This window comes from Pelomonas caseinilytica (assembly GCF_021353235.1).
GTDB lineage: Bacteria > Pseudomonadota > Gammaproteobacteria > Burkholderiales > Burkholderiaceae_C > Pelomonas > Pelomonas caseinilytica.
Genome location: NZ_JAJTWT010000005.1, coordinates 20,378 through 35,812 on the forward strand (window position 1 = coordinate 20,378; position 15,435 = coordinate 35,812).

At 65.4% G+C, this 15,435-nt stretch carries 14 protein-coding genes; 6 read left to right on the top strand and 8 right to left on the bottom strand.

From position 1 onward, the window contains the following. Positions 1 to 70: 70 nt before the first annotated feature. From LXT12_RS12880 to LXT12_RS12905, 6 genes are read left to right on the top strand one after another with little or no spacing between them, the layout of a single operon-like run. Entirely contained in the window at positions 71 to 739 is a 669-nt protein-coding gene (locus LXT12_RS12880) for a class I SAM-dependent methyltransferase (protein ID WP_233392594.1), read from the top strand. Positions 740 to 771: 32 nt separating this feature from the next. Then, on the top strand, positions 772 to 1,017 hold the full coding sequence (locus tag LXT12_RS12885) for a hypothetical protein (protein ID WP_233392595.1): 246 nt from the start codon (positions 772 to 774) through the stop codon (positions 1,015 to 1,017). Beyond that, the gene (locus LXT12_RS12890; protein ID WP_233392596.1) at positions 1,017 to 1,451 is read left to right on the top strand and encodes a TA system VapC family ribonuclease toxin; all 435 of its coding nucleotides are present in this window, start codon (positions 1,017 to 1,019) and stop codon (positions 1,449 to 1,451) included. The genes LXT12_RS12885 and LXT12_RS12890 overlap by 1 nt, the downstream gene beginning before the upstream one ends. Continuing rightward, entirely contained in the window at positions 1,448 to 2,608 is a 1,161-nt protein-coding gene (locus LXT12_RS12895; RefSeq protein WP_233392597.1) for a DegT/DnrJ/EryC1/StrS family aminotransferase, read from the top strand. Before LXT12_RS12890 ends, LXT12_RS12895 begins: the two co-directional genes overlap by 4 nt. Positions 2,609 to 2,615: 7 nt before the next feature. Continuing rightward, positions 2,616 to 3,203 (top strand): sugar transferase, encoded by a 588-nt coding sequence (locus LXT12_RS12900; RefSeq protein ID WP_233392598.1) that lies wholly within the window; start codon positions 2,616 to 2,618, stop codon positions 3,201 to 3,203. Positions 3,204 to 3,222: 19 nt separating this feature from the next. Next, positions 3,223 to 5,088 carry a polysaccharide biosynthesis protein gene (locus tag LXT12_RS12905; protein WP_233392599.1) on the top strand — a complete coding sequence of 622 codons (1,866 nt, stop codon included), beginning with the start codon at positions 3,223 to 3,225 and terminating at the stop codon, positions 5,086 to 5,088. Between the two features lie 86 nt (positions 5,089 to 5,174). Here LXT12_RS12905 and wecC read toward each other — a convergent pair whose 3' ends face one another. The 8 genes from wecC to LXT12_RS12945 all read right to left on the bottom strand — a co-directional run bounded on the left by wecC (position 5,175) and on the right by LXT12_RS12945 (position 15,430). Beyond that, the gene (gene wecC / locus LXT12_RS12910; RefSeq protein WP_233392600.1) at positions 5,175 to 6,395 is read right to left on the bottom strand and encodes a UDP-N-acetyl-D-mannosamine dehydrogenase; all 1,221 of its coding nucleotides are present in this window, start codon (positions 6,393 to 6,395) and stop codon (positions 5,175 to 5,177) included. Between the two features lie 3 nt (positions 6,396 to 6,398). Beyond that, a complete protein-coding gene (gene wecB / locus LXT12_RS12915; RefSeq protein WP_233392601.1) occupies positions 6,399 to 7,544 on the bottom strand; it encodes a non-hydrolyzing UDP-N-acetylglucosamine 2-epimerase in 1,146 nt (381 codons plus the stop codon). Then, on the bottom strand, positions 7,541 to 8,770 hold the full coding sequence (locus LXT12_RS12920) for a glycosyltransferase family 4 protein (RefSeq protein ID WP_233392602.1): 1,230 nt from the start codon (positions 8,768 to 8,770) through the stop codon (positions 7,541 to 7,543). Before LXT12_RS12920 ends, wecB begins: the two co-directional genes overlap by 4 nt. 1 nt (position 8,771) lies before the next feature. Then, on the bottom strand, positions 8,772 to 10,247 hold the full coding sequence (locus tag LXT12_RS12925) for a heparinase II/III family protein (protein WP_233392603.1): 1,476 nt from the start codon (positions 10,245 to 10,247) through the stop codon (positions 8,772 to 8,774). A gap of 173 nt (positions 10,248 to 10,420) precedes the next feature. Further along, the gene (locus LXT12_RS12930) at positions 10,421 to 12,547 is read right to left on the bottom strand and encodes a bi-domain-containing oxidoreductase (protein WP_233392604.1); all 2,127 of its coding nucleotides are present in this window, start codon (positions 12,545 to 12,547) and stop codon (positions 10,421 to 10,423) included. Beyond that, the gene (locus LXT12_RS12935) at positions 12,544 to 13,677 is read right to left on the bottom strand and encodes a Gfo/Idh/MocA family protein (protein ID WP_233392605.1); all 1,134 of its coding nucleotides are present in this window, start codon (positions 13,675 to 13,677) and stop codon (positions 12,544 to 12,546) included. Before LXT12_RS12935 ends, LXT12_RS12930 begins: the two co-directional genes overlap by 4 nt. Beyond that, positions 13,674 to 14,444 (bottom strand): glycosyltransferase family 2 protein, encoded by a 771-nt coding sequence (locus tag LXT12_RS12940; protein ID WP_233392606.1) that lies wholly within the window; start codon positions 14,442 to 14,444, stop codon positions 13,674 to 13,676. Before LXT12_RS12940 ends, LXT12_RS12935 begins: the two co-directional genes overlap by 4 nt. Continuing rightward, complete coding sequence (locus tag LXT12_RS12945) at positions 14,444 to 15,430, bottom strand: hypothetical protein (protein ID WP_233392607.1); 987 nt, start codon at positions 15,428 to 15,430, stop codon at positions 14,444 to 14,446. Before LXT12_RS12945 ends, LXT12_RS12940 begins: the two co-directional genes overlap by 1 nt. Positions 15,431 to 15,435 lie beyond the last annotated feature (5 nt).

Here is a 15,435-nt window from a genome sequence, read left to right on the forward strand (position 1 = left end):
CCCCACGGCCGCTTGGCGTCCTGCCCCCCAAGGGGGCGCATGGCCATCTTCGGGCGGCCGGGCGGTGACCATGACCGAGCTGCAGCGCATCGTCGAACGCTATGCCCGCAGGGATGCCGGCGACCGCTACAGCCTGCTGCGCCCCGAGGTCTGGCGCATGTGGCAGGAGCGCCAGCGCGCCCTGCTGCGCCTGCTGGCTGCACGCCCCGGCCGCCCCGCCGAATGGCGCGCGACGGAAGTGGGTTGCGGCGCCGGCGGCAACCTGCTGGACCTGCTGCGCATCGGCCTGCTGCCGCCGCATCTGACCGGCATCGAGCTGCTGCCCGAGCGCCTGGCCGCCGCGCGCGCCGCCCTGCCCGAGGGCGTACGCCTGCTCGCGGGCGACGCCTCCGTCGCCGACGTCGCGCCGGCCAGCCAGGACCTGGTGCTTCAGTCCACCGTCTTCTCCTCCATCCTCGACGACGGCTTGCAGCAGCGCCTGGCCGAGGCCATGTGGCGCTGGCTCCGGCCTGGCGGCGCCGTCGTCTGGTACGACTTCACCGTCGACAACCCGCGCAACCGCGACGTTCGCGGCGTGCCGATGCGCCGCGTGCGCGAGTTGTTCCCGCAGGGCGGCTTCAAGGCGCGCCGGGTCACGCTGGCGCCGCCACTGGCCCGCGCCTGGCCCGCCGCCTATGCCCTCTTCAACCTCGTCCCGTGGCTGCGGACCCACCGCCTGGTGCTCATTGAGAAGGTCTAGAATCAGTGCATCACCGCATCTGATGCAAAGCCATGCGCACCACCATCGACATCGACGACGATCTCCTTCTGGCCTCCAAGGAACTGGCCCAGCATGAAGGCACGACGGCCGGCGTCATCGTGTCGCGACTGCTGCGCCAGGCCTTGACGGCAGGCGCCGCGCCAGCGGGCCAGGCGCCAGCCGCCGGCCTGCCGGGCTTTCGGCCCTTTGCCGCCAAGCCAGGGGCGGTGGTGACCGATGAACTCGTCAACCGTCTGCGGGACCAGGCCGGCATCTGATGCGTGCCCTGCTCGACGTCAACATGCTGCTGGCCCTGCAGGATCAGTCGCACATCCACCATGCGCGGGCGACGGCATGGATGCTGGCCCACTGGGATGCCGGCTGGGCATCCTGTCCCCTGACGCAGAACGGCTGCCTGCGCATCCTCAGCCAGCCCGGCTATCCGAATGCCCAGACGCCCAACGCCGTGCGCGAGCGCCTGCTCGAAGCCACCTCCCACCCAGCCCACCGCTTCTACGCCGATGACTTCAGTCTGCTCGAGGAGGGCGTGCTGAACTGGACCCACGTCACCGGCTCACGCCAGGTGACCGACGCCTATCTGCTTGCCCTGGCCGTGCGCAACGACCTGTGCTTCGTCAGCTTCGACCGCGGGATCGCCCGTCCCACCGTGCGCGGCGCGCGTGCGGAACACCTCGTCACTCTTGCCGCATGACCGCCCAGCCCTTCCTCCCCTTTGCCCTGCCCGACATCGGCGACGACGAGATTGCCGAAGTCGTCGACACCCTCAAGTCCGGCTGGATCACCACCGGCCCCAAGGCGAAGCGCTTCGAGCAGGCCTTCGCCGAGTTCCTCGGCGATCCCCAGATCGAATGCATCGCCGTCAACTCCGCGACGGCGGGCCTGCACCTGGCTCTGGAAGCCATCGGCCTCGGACCGGGCGACGAGGTCATCACGACGACCCACACCTTCACCGCCACCGCCGAGGTCGTGCGTTATCTCGGCGCGGACGTGAAGCTGGTCGACATCGATCCGGCGACGCTGAACATCGACATCGCCGCCATCGAGGCCGCGATCACGCCTAGAACCAAGGCCATCCTGCCCGTGCACTACGCGGGCCTGGCCGTCGACATGCTGGCCATCCTCGACATCGCCCGCCGCCACGGCCTGCGCGTCGTCGAGGACGCCGCGCACGCACTGCCCACCACGCTGGAGAAGGAACTGATCGGCACCCTGGGCAGCGACGCCGCCGTCTTCAGCTTCTACGCCAACAAGACCATGACGACGGGCGAGGGTGGCATGCTGGTGACGCGCAACCCCGAACTGGCCAAGCGGGCCCGCATCATGCGCCTGCACGGCATGAGCCGCGACGCCTTCGACCGCTTCACCGCCAAGGTGCCGAGCTGGTACTACGAGATCGTCGCCCCGGGCTTCAAGTACAACCTGACCGACATCGCCGCGGCGCTGGGCCTGCACCAGCTCAAGCGCGTGCGCGCCTTCCAGCAGCGGCGCGAGCAGATCGCCGAGCGCTTCAACGAGGCCTTCGCCGACCTGCCGCTGATCCTGCCGCCCCAGGCCCCCGAAGGCGACACCCACGCCTGGCACCTCTACGTCGTGCGACTGGCTGACGACGCCCCCATCGACCGCGACGCCTTCATCGAAGGCATGTTCGCCGCCGGCATCGGCTGCAGCGTGCACTACGTGCCGCTGCACCTGCACCCCTACTGGCGCGACCGCTACGGCCTCACGCCCGAGCAGTTCCCCCGGTCGCAGAAGGCCTACGAACGCACCGTCAGCCTGCCGCTGTACACCGCCATGAGCGATGGCGACGTCGAGCGCGTCGTCACCGCAGTGCGATCGCTGCTGGCCTGAGGCAGGCTTGGCCAAACGCTGTTTCGACGTGCTGTGCGCGGCCCTCGGCCTGCTGCTGCTGGCGCCGCTGCTGCTGCTGATCGCGGTCTGGATCAAGCTCGACTCACCCGGCCCGGCCTTGTTCCGCCAGACCCGCGTCGGCCGCTTCGGCCGGCCCTTCACCATCCACAAGTTCCGCACCATGCGCGTCGAGCCGGGCGCCGCCATCACGGTGGGCGCCGACCCGCGCATCACGCGCTCGGGCCAGTTGCTGCGTGCCAGCAAGCTCGACGAACTGCCCCAGCTGTGGGACGTGCTGCGCGGCGCGATGAGCCTCGTTGGCCCGCGTCCCGAGCTCCCGCGCTACGTCGAGCTCTACCCAGAGGCCCTGCGCGAACGCGTGCTGGCGGTGCGACCAGGCATCACCGACCCTGCCTCGCTCGCCTTCAGCCACGAAGCCGAACTGCTCGCCGCGGCGGCCGATCCCGAACGCGAATACCGCGAGGTCATCCTGCCGGCCAAGCTGCGCCTGTCCGCGGACTACGCCGCCAGCGCCAACCTCGCTACCGACCTCAGGCTCATCCTGCGCACCCTCGGCCGGGTCGTCCACCGCTGAGCCCGACAATCACGCCCCTATGGATTGGCAACGTCTCGATGTGCTGTTGACCCGCGTGCGCCCGCACCGGGAGCGGCTCGCCCTGCTGCTCGACCTCCTCGTCGTCGCGCTGGCCTGGCAGTTCACCTACCTTTTCCGGCTGGGCTTCGAGCGCTGGTTCTCCGCCCGCCCCGACTACGACGGCTACGTGCTGCTCGGCGTCCTCGCCCTCTACGCGACATCCCTGCTGGCCCTGCGGGTGCCCAAGGGCATGTGGCGCTTCTCCGGCTTCGGTGAAGTCAAGCGCCTGGCCCTGGCCTGCGGCAGCGCCGGCCTCGTGGCTGCCACTCTCGTGCTGATGGCCCACCTGCACGGCGTCCCGCGCGCCGTGCTCGCCCTGCACCCCCTCTTCACGCTGATGCTGCTGGCCATGATGCGCATGGGCTACCGCATGCTCTACGAGCACATGCGCAGCCGCATCAGCGGCAGCGCCAACGAACAGCGGCGGGCCCTGGTGATGGGGGCGGGCGACGCCGGGCGGCTGCTGGTGGCGGGCCTGCAGCACACGCAAGGCTGGGTCATCGTCGGCTTCCTCGACGATGCGCCGGAGAAGCTCGGCGCCCGCGTGGCCGGCGTGCCCGTGCTCGGGCGCCTCGAGCAAGCGGCCGAGTTCGCCACGCTCCACGGCATCACCCACCTGATCGTCGCCATGCCGGGCGCCACCGCCCAGCAGCGCCGCCATGCGCTGGACCTCGCCGGCAAGGTCGGCCTGCCCGTGCTGACGGTGCCGAGCAGCGAGGAACTGCTGTCCGGCCGCTCGGTCAACCAGGTGCGCGACATCGAGCCCGAAGACCTCCTCGGCCGTGAACCGGTGGAGCTCGACGAGGGCGGCATCGCCGAATGCCTGAACGGCAAGGTCGTGCTCATCACCGGCGCCGGCGGCTCCATCGGCTCCGAACTCTGCCGCCAGGTCGCGCGCTACGGCCCCGCCAAGATCGTGCTCTACGAACTCAGCGAGTTCGCCCTCTACACCATCGAGCAGGAACTCGGCGAGAAATTCCCCCAGATCCCCCTCGTGCGCCTCATCGGCGACGTGAAGGACCTCGAGCACCTGCGCTACGTCTTCGCAAAGTACAAGCCCCAGATCGTCTTCCACGCCGCGGCCTACAAGCATGTGCCGCTGATGGAGGAAGAGAACGCCTGGGCCGCCCTGAGGAACAACACCCTGGGGACGTATCACGCCTGCCTGGCCGCCGCAGAGAACAACGCCGAACGATTCGTCCTGATCAGCACCGACAAGGCGGTCAACCCGACCAACGTCATGGGCGCCACCAAGCGCGCGGCGGAGCTGGTGATCAGCCACATGGCCAGCCAGGGCCACCCGACCAAGTTCATGGCGGTGCGTTTCGGCAACGTGCTCGGATCCAGCGGGAGCGTGATCCCGAAGTTCAAGGAGCAGATCGCCAAGGGTGGACCGGTGACCGTGACGCATCCGGACATCACGCGCTACTTTATGACGATTCCGGAGGCGGCGAGGCTGGTGGTGCAGGCAGGGGCGATCGGGGAGCACGGTCAGGTGTTCGTGCTCGACATGGGGGAGCCAGTAAGGATCGCTGAATTGGCTAAGACGATGATTCGCATGAGTGGCAAGAACCTGCAGGAGATCCGGATCGAATTCTGCGGGCTGAGGCCGGGGGAGAAGCTCTACGAGGAACTGCTAGCCGGCGCCGATACGACTTTGCCAACGTCGTTCGACTCGCTGCGTGTGGCGCGCCTGCACGATCAGCAGAAGGCCGCCGAGGTGCTTGACTGGCTCACCCCCTATGTGGAGCGCAACCAGCGCGATGATGCCGAGATCCGCGCAGGCTTGCGCCACCTGCTGGCGGGTGAGTACCGGGCGAACTGACACCTCCGACGGCTAATCGGTCCCGCAGTCTTCTTATGGGTCGGCAAGGCGCCTGGCTCGGCGCCGGCGGCGCCGCCCCACGTCGCTCAGATCAGGGCCCCGCAGAAGTCCAACGCACCTGCTTCCTCCAGCGCGCGTTTGGTACCAGCCTCCAGAAATTGGCGATGCTTCACCAGCACGGCGAACACATCGGCGGTGCCCATCGCGCCCTCTAGCGGGGCCAGCGCCAGGGTGTCATGCGACTCGATGTTGGGCTCCACCGCAACCACGTCGTAGCCGGCCGAGGCCAGCGTTTGCGCGATGTGCATGGCCGGCGACTCGCGCAAGTCGTCGATATCCGGCTTGAAGGCCAGCCCCAGGCAGGCGACGCGCGGCTTGCGGCCCAGGCGGACCGACGCGTCCGCCACGGCGATCTTGATGCGGTCGATGACCCAATCGGTCTTGCCGTTGTTGACTTCGCGAGCCGAGCGGATCAGGCGGGCCGTCTCCGGATTGCGTGACACGATGAACCACGGATCCACTGCGATGCAATGCCCACCGACGCCGGCCCCCGGCTGGAGGATGTTGACGCGCGGATGGCGGTTGGCCAGCCGGATCAGATTCCACACGTCGATGTGCTCCTTGTCGCAGATCATCGACAGCTCGTTGGCGAAGGCGATGTTGACGTCGCGAAAGCTGTTTTCTGTCAGTTTGCACATCTCGGCCGTCCGGGCATCCGTCTCCAGCACCTCGCCGTGGACGAAAGAGCGGTAGAACGCGCTGACCGCCGCCGTAGCCCCCGGCGTGAGACCGCCGACGACCCGATCGTTCTCTACAAGCTCCGTCATGATCTTGCCGGGCAGCACGCGCTCCGGGCAGTACGCTATGTGGATGTCGGCGACGCTCACGCCTGCTCCCACCAAAACCTCAGCCATTGCTTCGGTCGTACCGACCGGGGAGGTCGACTCCAGGATGACCAGGTCGCCCGCCTTGACGAAGGGGGCGATGCTTCGTGTGGCCGCCAGCACGGCATCGATGTTTGGGCGCGGGATCGCCCCACCCTCATGAAACGGCGTCGGGACGCAGATCATGTAGATGTCGCCGGCCTGCGGCGTTGTGAACGCGGTCAGTCGCTGCGCCGCGACCGCCGAGCGGACGAAGGCGTCCAGATCGGGCTCGACGATGTGGATCCGTCCCTGATTGATCGTATCTACAGCATGGGCGTTCAGGTCTACGCCCACGACGTGGTAGCCGTTGCTGGCCAGCAGCGCGGCGGTGGGCAGGCCAATGTAGCCCAGGCCGACCACGCAGACGATCTTCTTGTTCATTCCTCAGATCCTCTTCAACAAATCGACGATGCGGCCACATGCCTGGCCGTCGCCATACGGATTGTGCGCGTGCGCCATCGACTGATAGGCCGCCTCGCTGTCAAGCAGTTCACGGACGTGGTCGACGATGCGCTGCCGATTGGCGCCCACGAGCCGTACAGTGCCGGCGGCCACTGCCTCCGGCCGTTCCGTCACGTCGCGCATCACCAGGACGGGCTTGCCCAGGCTGGGCGCCTCTTCCTGAATGCCGCCGCTGTCGGTAAGCACCAGGTACGCGTGCTTGAGCAGGTAGACAAAAGGCTCGTAGTCGATCGGTGCGACCAAGTGCACGTTGGCTAGGCCGGAGAGAATCTCGTTGACCGGCTGCTGCACGTTGGGGTTCAGATGGACCGGGTAGACGAAGCGCACGTCTGGATAAATGCTGGCCAGCTCACGCAGCGCCTCGCAGATCTGCAGGAAGCCGCCGCCGAAGTTCTCGCGGCGGTGGCCGGTGATCAGCACGAACCGCGTGGTGCGCCAGTTGAAAGGCAGTCGCCCTTCAAGCAGCGCGGTCACGTGCGCCCGGCGGTCGGAGTCGCCGTCGATGCGTGCCAACACCCACATCAGCGCATCGATCACGGTGTTGCCGGTTACTGAGATGCGATCGTCGGGCACGTGCTCATCCAGCAAGTTCTGACGGCTTACCGCCGTTGGGGCGAAGTGCCAGCGCGTCACCTTGCCAGCGACCTGGCGGTTGAACTCTTCGGGGAAGGGCGCGGAAACGTCGTGCGTGCGCAGCCCCGCCTCCACGTGCCCCACCGGCACGCCGGCGTAAAAGCCAGCCATCGCCGTGGCCAGTGTCGTCGTGGTGTCGCCATGGACCAGCAGCAGGTCGGGGCGCTCGCGTTGGATGACGTCGCGCATGCCTAGCAGCACGGCGGCGGTGACGTCGAACAGGTCTTGACCCGACTTCATCAGGTTCATGTCGATGTCGGGCGTAATGTCGAAGGTCTGCAACACCTGGTCCAGCATCTGCCGGTGCTGGGCAGTGACGCAGGCAAGCGTCTCGAAATCGTCGTCGTGGCGGCGCAGCGCGTGGTACAGCGGTGCCATCTTGATGGCTTCGGGCCGGGTGCCGAACACCAGCATCACTTTCTTCTTGCGATTCATCGAACTTGCAGCTTTCTGAGAATGTCCAGCATCCGGCGCGCCAAGTCGGTACGGTTGTATTTGCGCCCGGCCGCCGGGCCATTGGCGCGATAACGGGCCATCCGTTCGGGGTCGGTACGCAGGCGCACCAGAGCCTCCTCGAGCTGGATGGCGTTGCTCGATTCGAACACCTCGCCCACGCCCTCGCGGCGCACAATCTCGGCGGATTCGCCGGGCACGCCATGCAGCACGGGGATGGCCATTCCCATGCATTCGAAGAGCTTGGACGGAATGACAGAGTCGAACAGGTCCGTCTTTCTCAGGTGGATGATGGACACATCCAACAGCGACCAGTAGCGCACCACTTCTGACTTCGGGACGGAGTCGATGAAGCGCACATTGGCCAGACCGAGGCGCGCGCTCTGTGCGACCAGCGCGGCCTTCTCGGCACCGTGACCCAGGAAAATCAGCCGCACGTCCTGCGCGTCGGGCCGGCGCTGCAGCGCAGCGGCCGCTTCCAGTAGCGTTTCCAGACCGTGCGCCATGCCATGGGTGCCGATGTAGCCCGCCACGAAGCAGCCCTCTAGGCCGAGATCGCGCACCAGCGTCGCGTCCTTTAGCATCGGATGGAAGTTGGCGAGATCGACGCCGTTGGTGACGACTTCGATCTTGGAGCTGTCGATGCCGCGGCGTGTCAACGCATCCTTGAAGGCGTGCGTCACGGCCACGATGAGGTCGGCCTTGCGGTACAGGAATAGCTCGAGGCGTTCCAGCAGCCGGATTGCAGCCGACTCCTTCATGGCGCCTACCGCCTTGATCGACTCCGGCCAGAGGTCGCGCAGCTCGAAGACCCAGGGCCGACGCTTGAGCAGGCCGGTTGCATAGGCCGCACAGGCGGTGAAGAACTGCGGCGAAGTGCCTATTACAACGTCTACTCGCCGCACGAACAGCGCTGCAATGGTTGCCGTGACCATGAAGCTCAGATAGTCGAGGATGCGCTTGACGAAGCCCTCGTTCGCCGTGATGTACGACCAGACCCGGATCACACGGATGCCGTCCACCGTCTCGCTCTGCCACGGCCAGTTGCGGTAGCCGTCAAAGACGGCGCCCTTGGGAAAGTTTGGCGCGCAGGTGATGACGGTGACTTGGGCACCCTCGCGCACCCATTCGCGGCAGTGCTCGAAGGTGCGGCTGGCCGGCGCGTTTACCTCCGGCGGGAAATTGTCGGTCAGGAATAGGAGATGCACGTCAAGTCCAGTCGAAATCCACGCGAGCCTGTGCGTCGCGCAATTCCACGACGGCGCAGGTCGTGTCCACTACTTGGCCGAACTTGGAGGCGTATGACGAGCTCTCCAGGCGCAGCGCTCCCTGAGTCGTGCGCAGGCGCAGCTGCCCGCCGCTCGGCAAAGTGAGCCGCAAAGCGTGCTCGCCGTCGTCTTCGACGCGCACGCCGGGATGGAAGTGGTAGCGGGCTTGCGCGTGGCAGAAACGGCCCGTCACGCGGTCCGACACAGTCAGGCCGGCGGTGCGCCAGTGCCATTCGCGGTGGTGTTCAGGCCGGCCCGGAAGGCGGCGGTAGCCGTCATGGGCACAGGCGACGACGGCCTCGTCGCGCCCTACGCTCATGCACAGGCCAACCGGCCGCGCGCGGCGCGCAACACGGAAACCGCCCCAGACCTCGGACGAGTCCTGGCCGTCGATGATCACCGTGCTGTGCGCGGCGGTGCCACGCTCGCGCAGCCGCTCTGGACCGAGGCCGTAGCGCGAGGTTCCACCATTGACGATCGCCCGTTCGCCGAAGACAGACAGCTCGAACGACAGCGTGTCCGCGTGTGCGTGTCCCGGCAGGTAGTCGGGGCCGATTGGGGCGACATCGAGCAGTGCTACAGCTACGGGTAGATCAACGCGCAGGTAGCCGCTGTCGGGCAGCGCCGTCAGAACCGGACCCGCGGGCCGCGGCCATGCCAGCACGGGTGCGTCTACGCCGACTCGGGCGGCATAGTCCAGCAACGTCTGCGGCGGTGGTGCGATGCCAATGGCTGCGTCGTTGAATAGCGAGATCTCACCGTCGGGATGGCAGACGGCGCGCAGCCAGGCGGTCATGCGGCTCGCCGTGCGCCGCCATCCGTCCACGGTGTCCGCGGGCACGCGGCCTGGGAATGCGCTCGCGGCGTTGAGCATGTCGAGCACATCCTCCAGGAAAATCGCGTGGTACATCGGACTGCGTTCGAAATTGCCGCCGTCAGGCAGGACCTGTTCGTGCAGCTCTTCCGCCAAGATTGCCAGGCCCTTCGCCAGCCAGCGTTCGGACTCGGGACCGTCAAAGAACAGGCCGGCGAAAACCAACGCCTTGGCGTTCACGAACAGGTGGTTGCCCAGCAGGTGCCACTCCAGACGCTGCGTCAGCCAGCGCGCCTGTGCGGCGAGGCTGTCGCGCTGCGACACGCTCAAAGGGCGACCGTCCAGGTGGCGTTTTATCCAGTTTACGATCCGCAACGAACAGGGGTACGGCTCCCAGCCGGTGCCGCCGACAGAATGATGGGTAATCCAATCGTCCATCAGGGCGATGTGCCATGCGTCGCGCGCGGGCGCGTCCGCCGCGTTCAGGTCGTCGAAGTAGTGCAGGTTGTAGAGCCAAAGCTTGGACCGAGTTGTCTCCTCCCAGTCATCGCGCGTAAGTGTGCCCGCTTCGTTGAGGAAGCTGAAGGCACGTGCACCGCTCATCGTTGGGGCGCGATGCACGGGCTGCCGCCAGGTTCCAGACGCAAGTCGTAGCGCCGGCGCTGCCGAGCGGTCTAGGCGCGGACGGTGCATCCGAAACCACAACCGGCCGTAGAACTGGACTGGCTTGAGGTATTTGAGCGTGTGCCAATAGCGACTCGCCTTGGCCAGTGGGCTCAAGAGCACACCCCCCCCGCGGCGATTTCGATGCTGACGCGGCTCACCTCGATCAACTGCTCTAGGGGGATCGGCGACGCGCCGCCCTGTGTAACTGCGTCGACGAAGGCCTTTGCGCAGGCCTTCTGGCCCTTGTCCTGGCGCCACAGCGACAGCTTGGTGAAGCCCGGCCAGCCGAAGCCGATCAACTTGCGGAAGTTGTCCAACTGCAGCACGCGACCGGCGGCGAAGATCTCCAGCCGTTCCTTGGGGAAGGCCTTGCTGCCGTTAGCGAAGTAATGGACGGTCCCGATAGAGCCGTCCGCGAAGCGCAGCTGGATCGTCACCGTGTCGCCAGTGCTGCTGTCCATGTCCAGGCGGTCCCAGCCGGTGATTGGCGCGTCCGCGAGGAAGCGCAGCAGATCAATGAAGTGGCACGCCTCGCCGATGATGCGGCCGCCGCCGACCGCGGGGTCCTGCGTCCAGTGCTCACCGGGAATCGCCCCGGCGTTCACCGTCATGACGAACGACTTGGGCACGGTCACGCCCAGCAGCAACTGCTTCATGCGCACGACATGCGGCGCGAAGCGCCGGTTGAAGCCCACCATCAGCAGTCGGTTGGCGTCGCGCGCCGTCGCGTGAATGCGTGCGAGTTCGTCCAGCGTCAGGCACAGGGGCTTCTCAACGAAGACGTGCTTGCCGGCGGCCAACGCCTGCAGCGTGAGCGCGGCGTGGCTGTCGTGGCGAGTTGTGATCACGATGGCGGCAGCCTGTGCGTCTTCGATCGCCGCGGCGGTGTCGGTCGTCGTCTTCGCGAAGCCGAACTTGCGCGCGGCGTGAAGGCCGCTGACGCCAGTCGCGGACGCGACAGCGTGCAGCCGCGCACCCGAGGACTTGAAGGCCGGGATCAGCACGGCCGTAGCGTAGTTGCCCGAGCCGATGAAGCTGATGTCAAGACTGCCAGCTCCGGCCGCCGCGCCCGTGGTCATGGCGGCAGGCGGCAGCACTACGGTACGGGCCAGGGCGCGGTCTGCGTCTTGTACCGGATATTTCAGCACGATTCCAAGCGCCTGCTCGGCGCCACCGACCACGTCGTAGGCCGCGGTCGCCATGTCAACGTCGAAACGGTGCGTAACTAGTCGCGATACGTCCAGTTGACGTGTGGACAGCATGTCCAGCACGGCCTCGAAGTTGCGCTGCTCTGTCCAGCGCACGTAGCCAAACGGGTAGTCCTGGCCCTTCTCCTCGTAGTTGGAGTCGTAGCGGCCGGGGCCGTAGGAGCACGACACCTGGAAGGTGAGTTCCTTCTCGAAGAAGTCAGCGCGTGACAGCTCCAACCCGGTCACGCCGACGAGAACGATGCGTCCGCGCTTGCGGCACATCAACGCAGCTTGGTGGACAGGCTCGTTGCTCTTGGTAGAAGCGGTTATCAGGACCGCGTCGACGCCGCGGCCACGCGAGTAGCTCTTCGCCGCTTCGAGCGGGTCCTGGCCCTGTGCGAGATTGACCACCTCGGCGCCGAACTCTCGCGCCAGCGCCAGTTTGGTCGCGTCGAAGTCCAGGCCTAGTACGCGACAGCCATGCGCGCGCAGCAACTGCACGGTGATCAGACCGATCAGGCCCAGGCCAGTGACCACGACGGTCTCGCCCAGCGTCGGCTGCACCAGCCGGATACCCTGCAGCGCGATAGCGCTGATGACAGTGAAGGCGGCTTCCTCGTCGGCCACGCCTTCAGGCACCTTGGCGCAAAGGTTGGCCGGCACCGCCACGACTTCCGCGTGCTTGCCGTTGGACGCGACTCGGTCACCCACCTCAAAGCCGGTCACGCCGGCGCCGACCTCGACGACTTCGCCGATGTTGCAATAGCCCATGGGCAGAGGCTGGTCAAGCTTATTGCGCACAGCCTCCAGCGTTGGTGCGAGTCCATCGGTCCTGATCTTGTCAAGCACCATGCGCACCTTGTCAGGCTGCTGGCGGGCCTTCTCGATCCAGCCGGCCTTGCCGAAGTCGACCAGCATGCGCTCGGTCCCGACGGAGACAAGGCTGCGCGTTGTGCGGATCAGCAGATGTCCGCGCTTGACGGCGGGGCAGGGGATGTCGGCGACCTCGGTGGCCCCGGTTTTCAGGTTCTGTAGGACTTGCTTCACTTCGCGGCTTCGATTTGTCGTTGGATGCGGGCGCGAGCCTCGCTGAAGGAGAAGGTCGCCAGGCGTTCCCTTGCGCGGACCATGTCAGTGATGCGCAGCATCAGCAGAGTGGAAAGGACGACCTCTTCCCACGCGCGTGCTGCCTGCCGCTGGAAGGGTTGCAAAATCGCAAGTCGATGGCCGACATCCTTGGGCCAGAACCGCTTGCGCTGTACGTGTGAACCGCGCCAGATGGTCAGGTGCCGGAAATCGTCGATCTTCGCGATCGTCTCTCCATGTTGCAGGTTGATTGTTTCGTTGATGCCTTCGAATGGCTCGCAGCGCGATGTGAGCGTGACCGTGAAGAGGTCGCCTCGGTCCGAGGTGATCGTGATGGAGACGTTGTCGTCAGGCTCATCGGCATCAGCCCAACTCAATGACACATCCATCCTGTCCGGCATTCCTCGCCAAGACAGCACGTGCACCATCAAATCCAGCCAGTGGCCGACATTGCCGCAGATCCGCGTGCCTTCTTCCGGGCGCCGATACCAGTGCTCCGCGCCAAGCTGATGGCCACTGATGAAGCACGACAGCGTGAAGCCGCCGTTCGAGTCAACAGGCATGACCGAGCGCAGATGCCTTACGGCACTGGAAAACGGGCGATTGTAGCCAGCGAAGATCCGGCCCTCCGCGCCGCGGCAGGCGCGTAGCAGGCGCACCAACTGCTCTTCAGTGACAGCGATCGGCTTCTCGACGTAAACCTGAAGTCCCGCCTGCAAAGCCAGTACGGCGTAGTCGGCATGCGACGCGTGGTTCGATGCGATGTAGATCGTACGTAGCCGGGGATCCGTGAGCAGTTCGTTGATGCTCGCCGGAGTCGATCGCACGCGCTGTGCACGGGCGAGCGACTGTTGTGCGCGGGGATCGACGTCGTAGCACGCGAGGATGCGTGAGCCGAAAGTGCTGTGGATGAAATAGCCGATGGTGGCAAAGGCGAACTGGCCACAACCTATCAACCCGATGTCGGGCGCGGGCCGACGCAATGCGAACGTGGGCAGCCCAATGCGGAGACGGCCAGCGGCCTTGAAGAGGCTGCGACCGAGGCCGTAGATTGCAATAAAGCGGACGAACTTGCGGAGTCCGGCGCTCATGTAGAGTCCTTAGATTGGATACGGCGCGCGGCTCGCACGCGGCTCACAGCGGCGGCGATCATCCGAAGCATGTCGATACGCACAGCGATCCGGCGCTGCCATCCCAGCCCGTTCTTTGGCGTGACGTTGTGACGGTGTTGGCGGTAGCGCACCAACGGCTTGTCAAGCTGATAGAGGCCGTCGGCAGCGGCTGCGGCCACGGTGAGCCAATGGTCGTGGGCATAGACGGACGCGGGGAAGGGCAGCAGGATGTCCAGCAGCGAACGGCGCAGTGCGACCGCGCAGCCGAAGACTCTGCAGCGCACGCATTGAGCAGCAAGGAACGCCGCGCCGCGGAACTCGCCTTCTTCGACGGAATTCCAGCGCGGATCGAGTGTGCGTCCCGCCTCGTCCATCGTAGTCAGCGCGTGATGGACCATCTGGACACGTGGGTGAGCCGCCAGCGCGGCCATCACTTCGCGGACCTTCTCCGGTGCCCACACGTCATCCTGATCGGAAAGAAAGATCACGTCGCCGCTGGCGGCCTTCAAGGCCCGCTCAAAGTTGCGCACGTGGCCGAGGTTGGGGCCGCAGGGAAGGACGTGCACGCGCGGATCGCCGATGTCGCGTACGGTCTGGACTGTCGCGTCCTTGGACCCATCGTCGCTCAAGATCACCTCGTCCTCGCATCCGAGTTGCGCCAAGATGCTGCGAAGCTGCTCTTCGACGTAAAGCTGTCCGTTGTAGGTTGCGATGCAGACGCTGATTCTCGGCTTGCCTGTGCTCATCAGGAAGACAGGCCGTGGCCGGTTTGAATGAAGGTAACGATATAGAGTATGCCGGCGTATGCGAAATACGCAGCACTCGAAATCGCCCCAAGATTCATCCCTCTATTCCGCTGAAGCGCGAAATACATGAAGATGAAGTAGCCGAACAGGACGATTCGGTCAGAACCGACGAAATAGGTCATCGCCAGAATGGGCACGAAGGTTAGTACGGTTCGCCATTGCTGGCCAGTGTAATACATGGTCCCCAACATAAGTGCAAGCGGCTTCACCATCACCAACAAGGAAAATGATTCTGCGATGGAGTAATGGTCCAACTTGTTTGTTAGATAGGCCAGAAAAAGGGGGGCCGACTCCTGGAGGTAGGAAAAGGCCGCTACCGCAACGCTGGCGCCAGCTAGTGGCAGCAAATAGCGCGCACCCGGTTTGGACGTGTTCCACGTGAGGATGGAAAAGAGCAGCAGCGCGGATTGGAAGTGCGAGCCAATCGCGAGGGCAAAGAGAAGGTAGCGTCCGCGCGATTCGAGCAACATTCCCCAGACCACGAATGTCATCGCCAACTTCAGGCGTTCGGCTGAATAAAATAGAACGATCAGATAGAAGTTCAGCGCTAGCAGCAAGATGACCAATGGAGCTACACGGCGGGAAAATAGCCAAAGTCCAACGCCATAGGCTAGCGCAGTGTTTACTAGTGAGAAAAGCAGGGTCTTCGGAAGATAGGGGGCCGCAAGGGTGATAAGGCCGAGGTAGACCGGCTCCATTGCGCTCGTGTGCCAGAAAAAGGCTTGGTAGCGATCCTCCCAAGTGTGCAAGAGCGGCAGTTCGCGATAGAGCGCCGAGTAAAAGAGTTGATCGCCGGAATAGTGCAGCGGTGAGAGGATCAAACTCGCGACAAACAGCACAAGCGCAAACAGTACCGCCCCGGCGTGGCCGGTTAGATAGACACCGCTGGACGGAACGGAGGTCGCGGATAGGGTCGCAGTGCGCATGTATT

Bases quoted from the DNA above. Each gene is read 5' to 3' on its own strand.
- LXT12_RS12905 (WP_233392599.1), top strand. From the start codon at position 3,223: ATGGATTGGCAACGTCTCGATGTGCTGTTGACCCGCGTGCGCCCGCAC.
- LXT12_RS12935 (WP_233392605.1), bottom strand. From the start codon at position 13,677: ATGAGCGCCGGACTCCGCAAGTTCGTCCGCTTTATTGCAATCTACGGC.
- LXT12_RS12885 (WP_233392595.1), top strand. From the start codon at position 772: ATGCGCACCACCATCGACATCGACGACGATCTCCTTCTGGCCTCCAAG.
- LXT12_RS12880 (WP_233392594.1), top strand. From the start codon at position 71: ATGACCGAGCTGCAGCGCATCGTCGAACGCTATGCCCGCAGGGATGCC.
- LXT12_RS12895 (WP_233392597.1), top strand. From the start codon at position 1,448: ATGACCGCCCAGCCCTTCCTCCCCTTTGCCCTGCCCGACATCGGCGAC.
- LXT12_RS12925 (WP_233392603.1), bottom strand. From the start codon at position 10,247: ATGAGCGGTGCACGTGCCTTCAGCTTCCTCAACGAAGCGGGCACACTT.
- wecB (WP_233392601.1), bottom strand. From the start codon at position 7,544: ATGAATCGCAAGAAGAAAGTGATGCTGGTGTTCGGCACCCGGCCCGAA.
- LXT12_RS12940 (WP_233392606.1), bottom strand. From the start codon at position 14,444: ATGAGCACAGGCAAGCCGAGAATCAGCGTCTGCATCGCAACCTACAAC.
- wecC (WP_233392600.1), bottom strand. From the start codon at position 6,395: ATGAACAAGAAGATCGTCTGCGTGGTCGGCCTGGGCTACATTGGCCTG.
- LXT12_RS12945 (WP_233392607.1), bottom strand. From the start codon at position 15,430: ATGCGCACTGCGACCCTATCCGCGACCTCCGTTCCGTCCAGCGGTGTC.
- LXT12_RS12890 (WP_233392596.1), top strand. From the start codon at position 1,017: ATGCGTGCCCTGCTCGACGTCAACATGCTGCTGGCCCTGCAGGATCAG.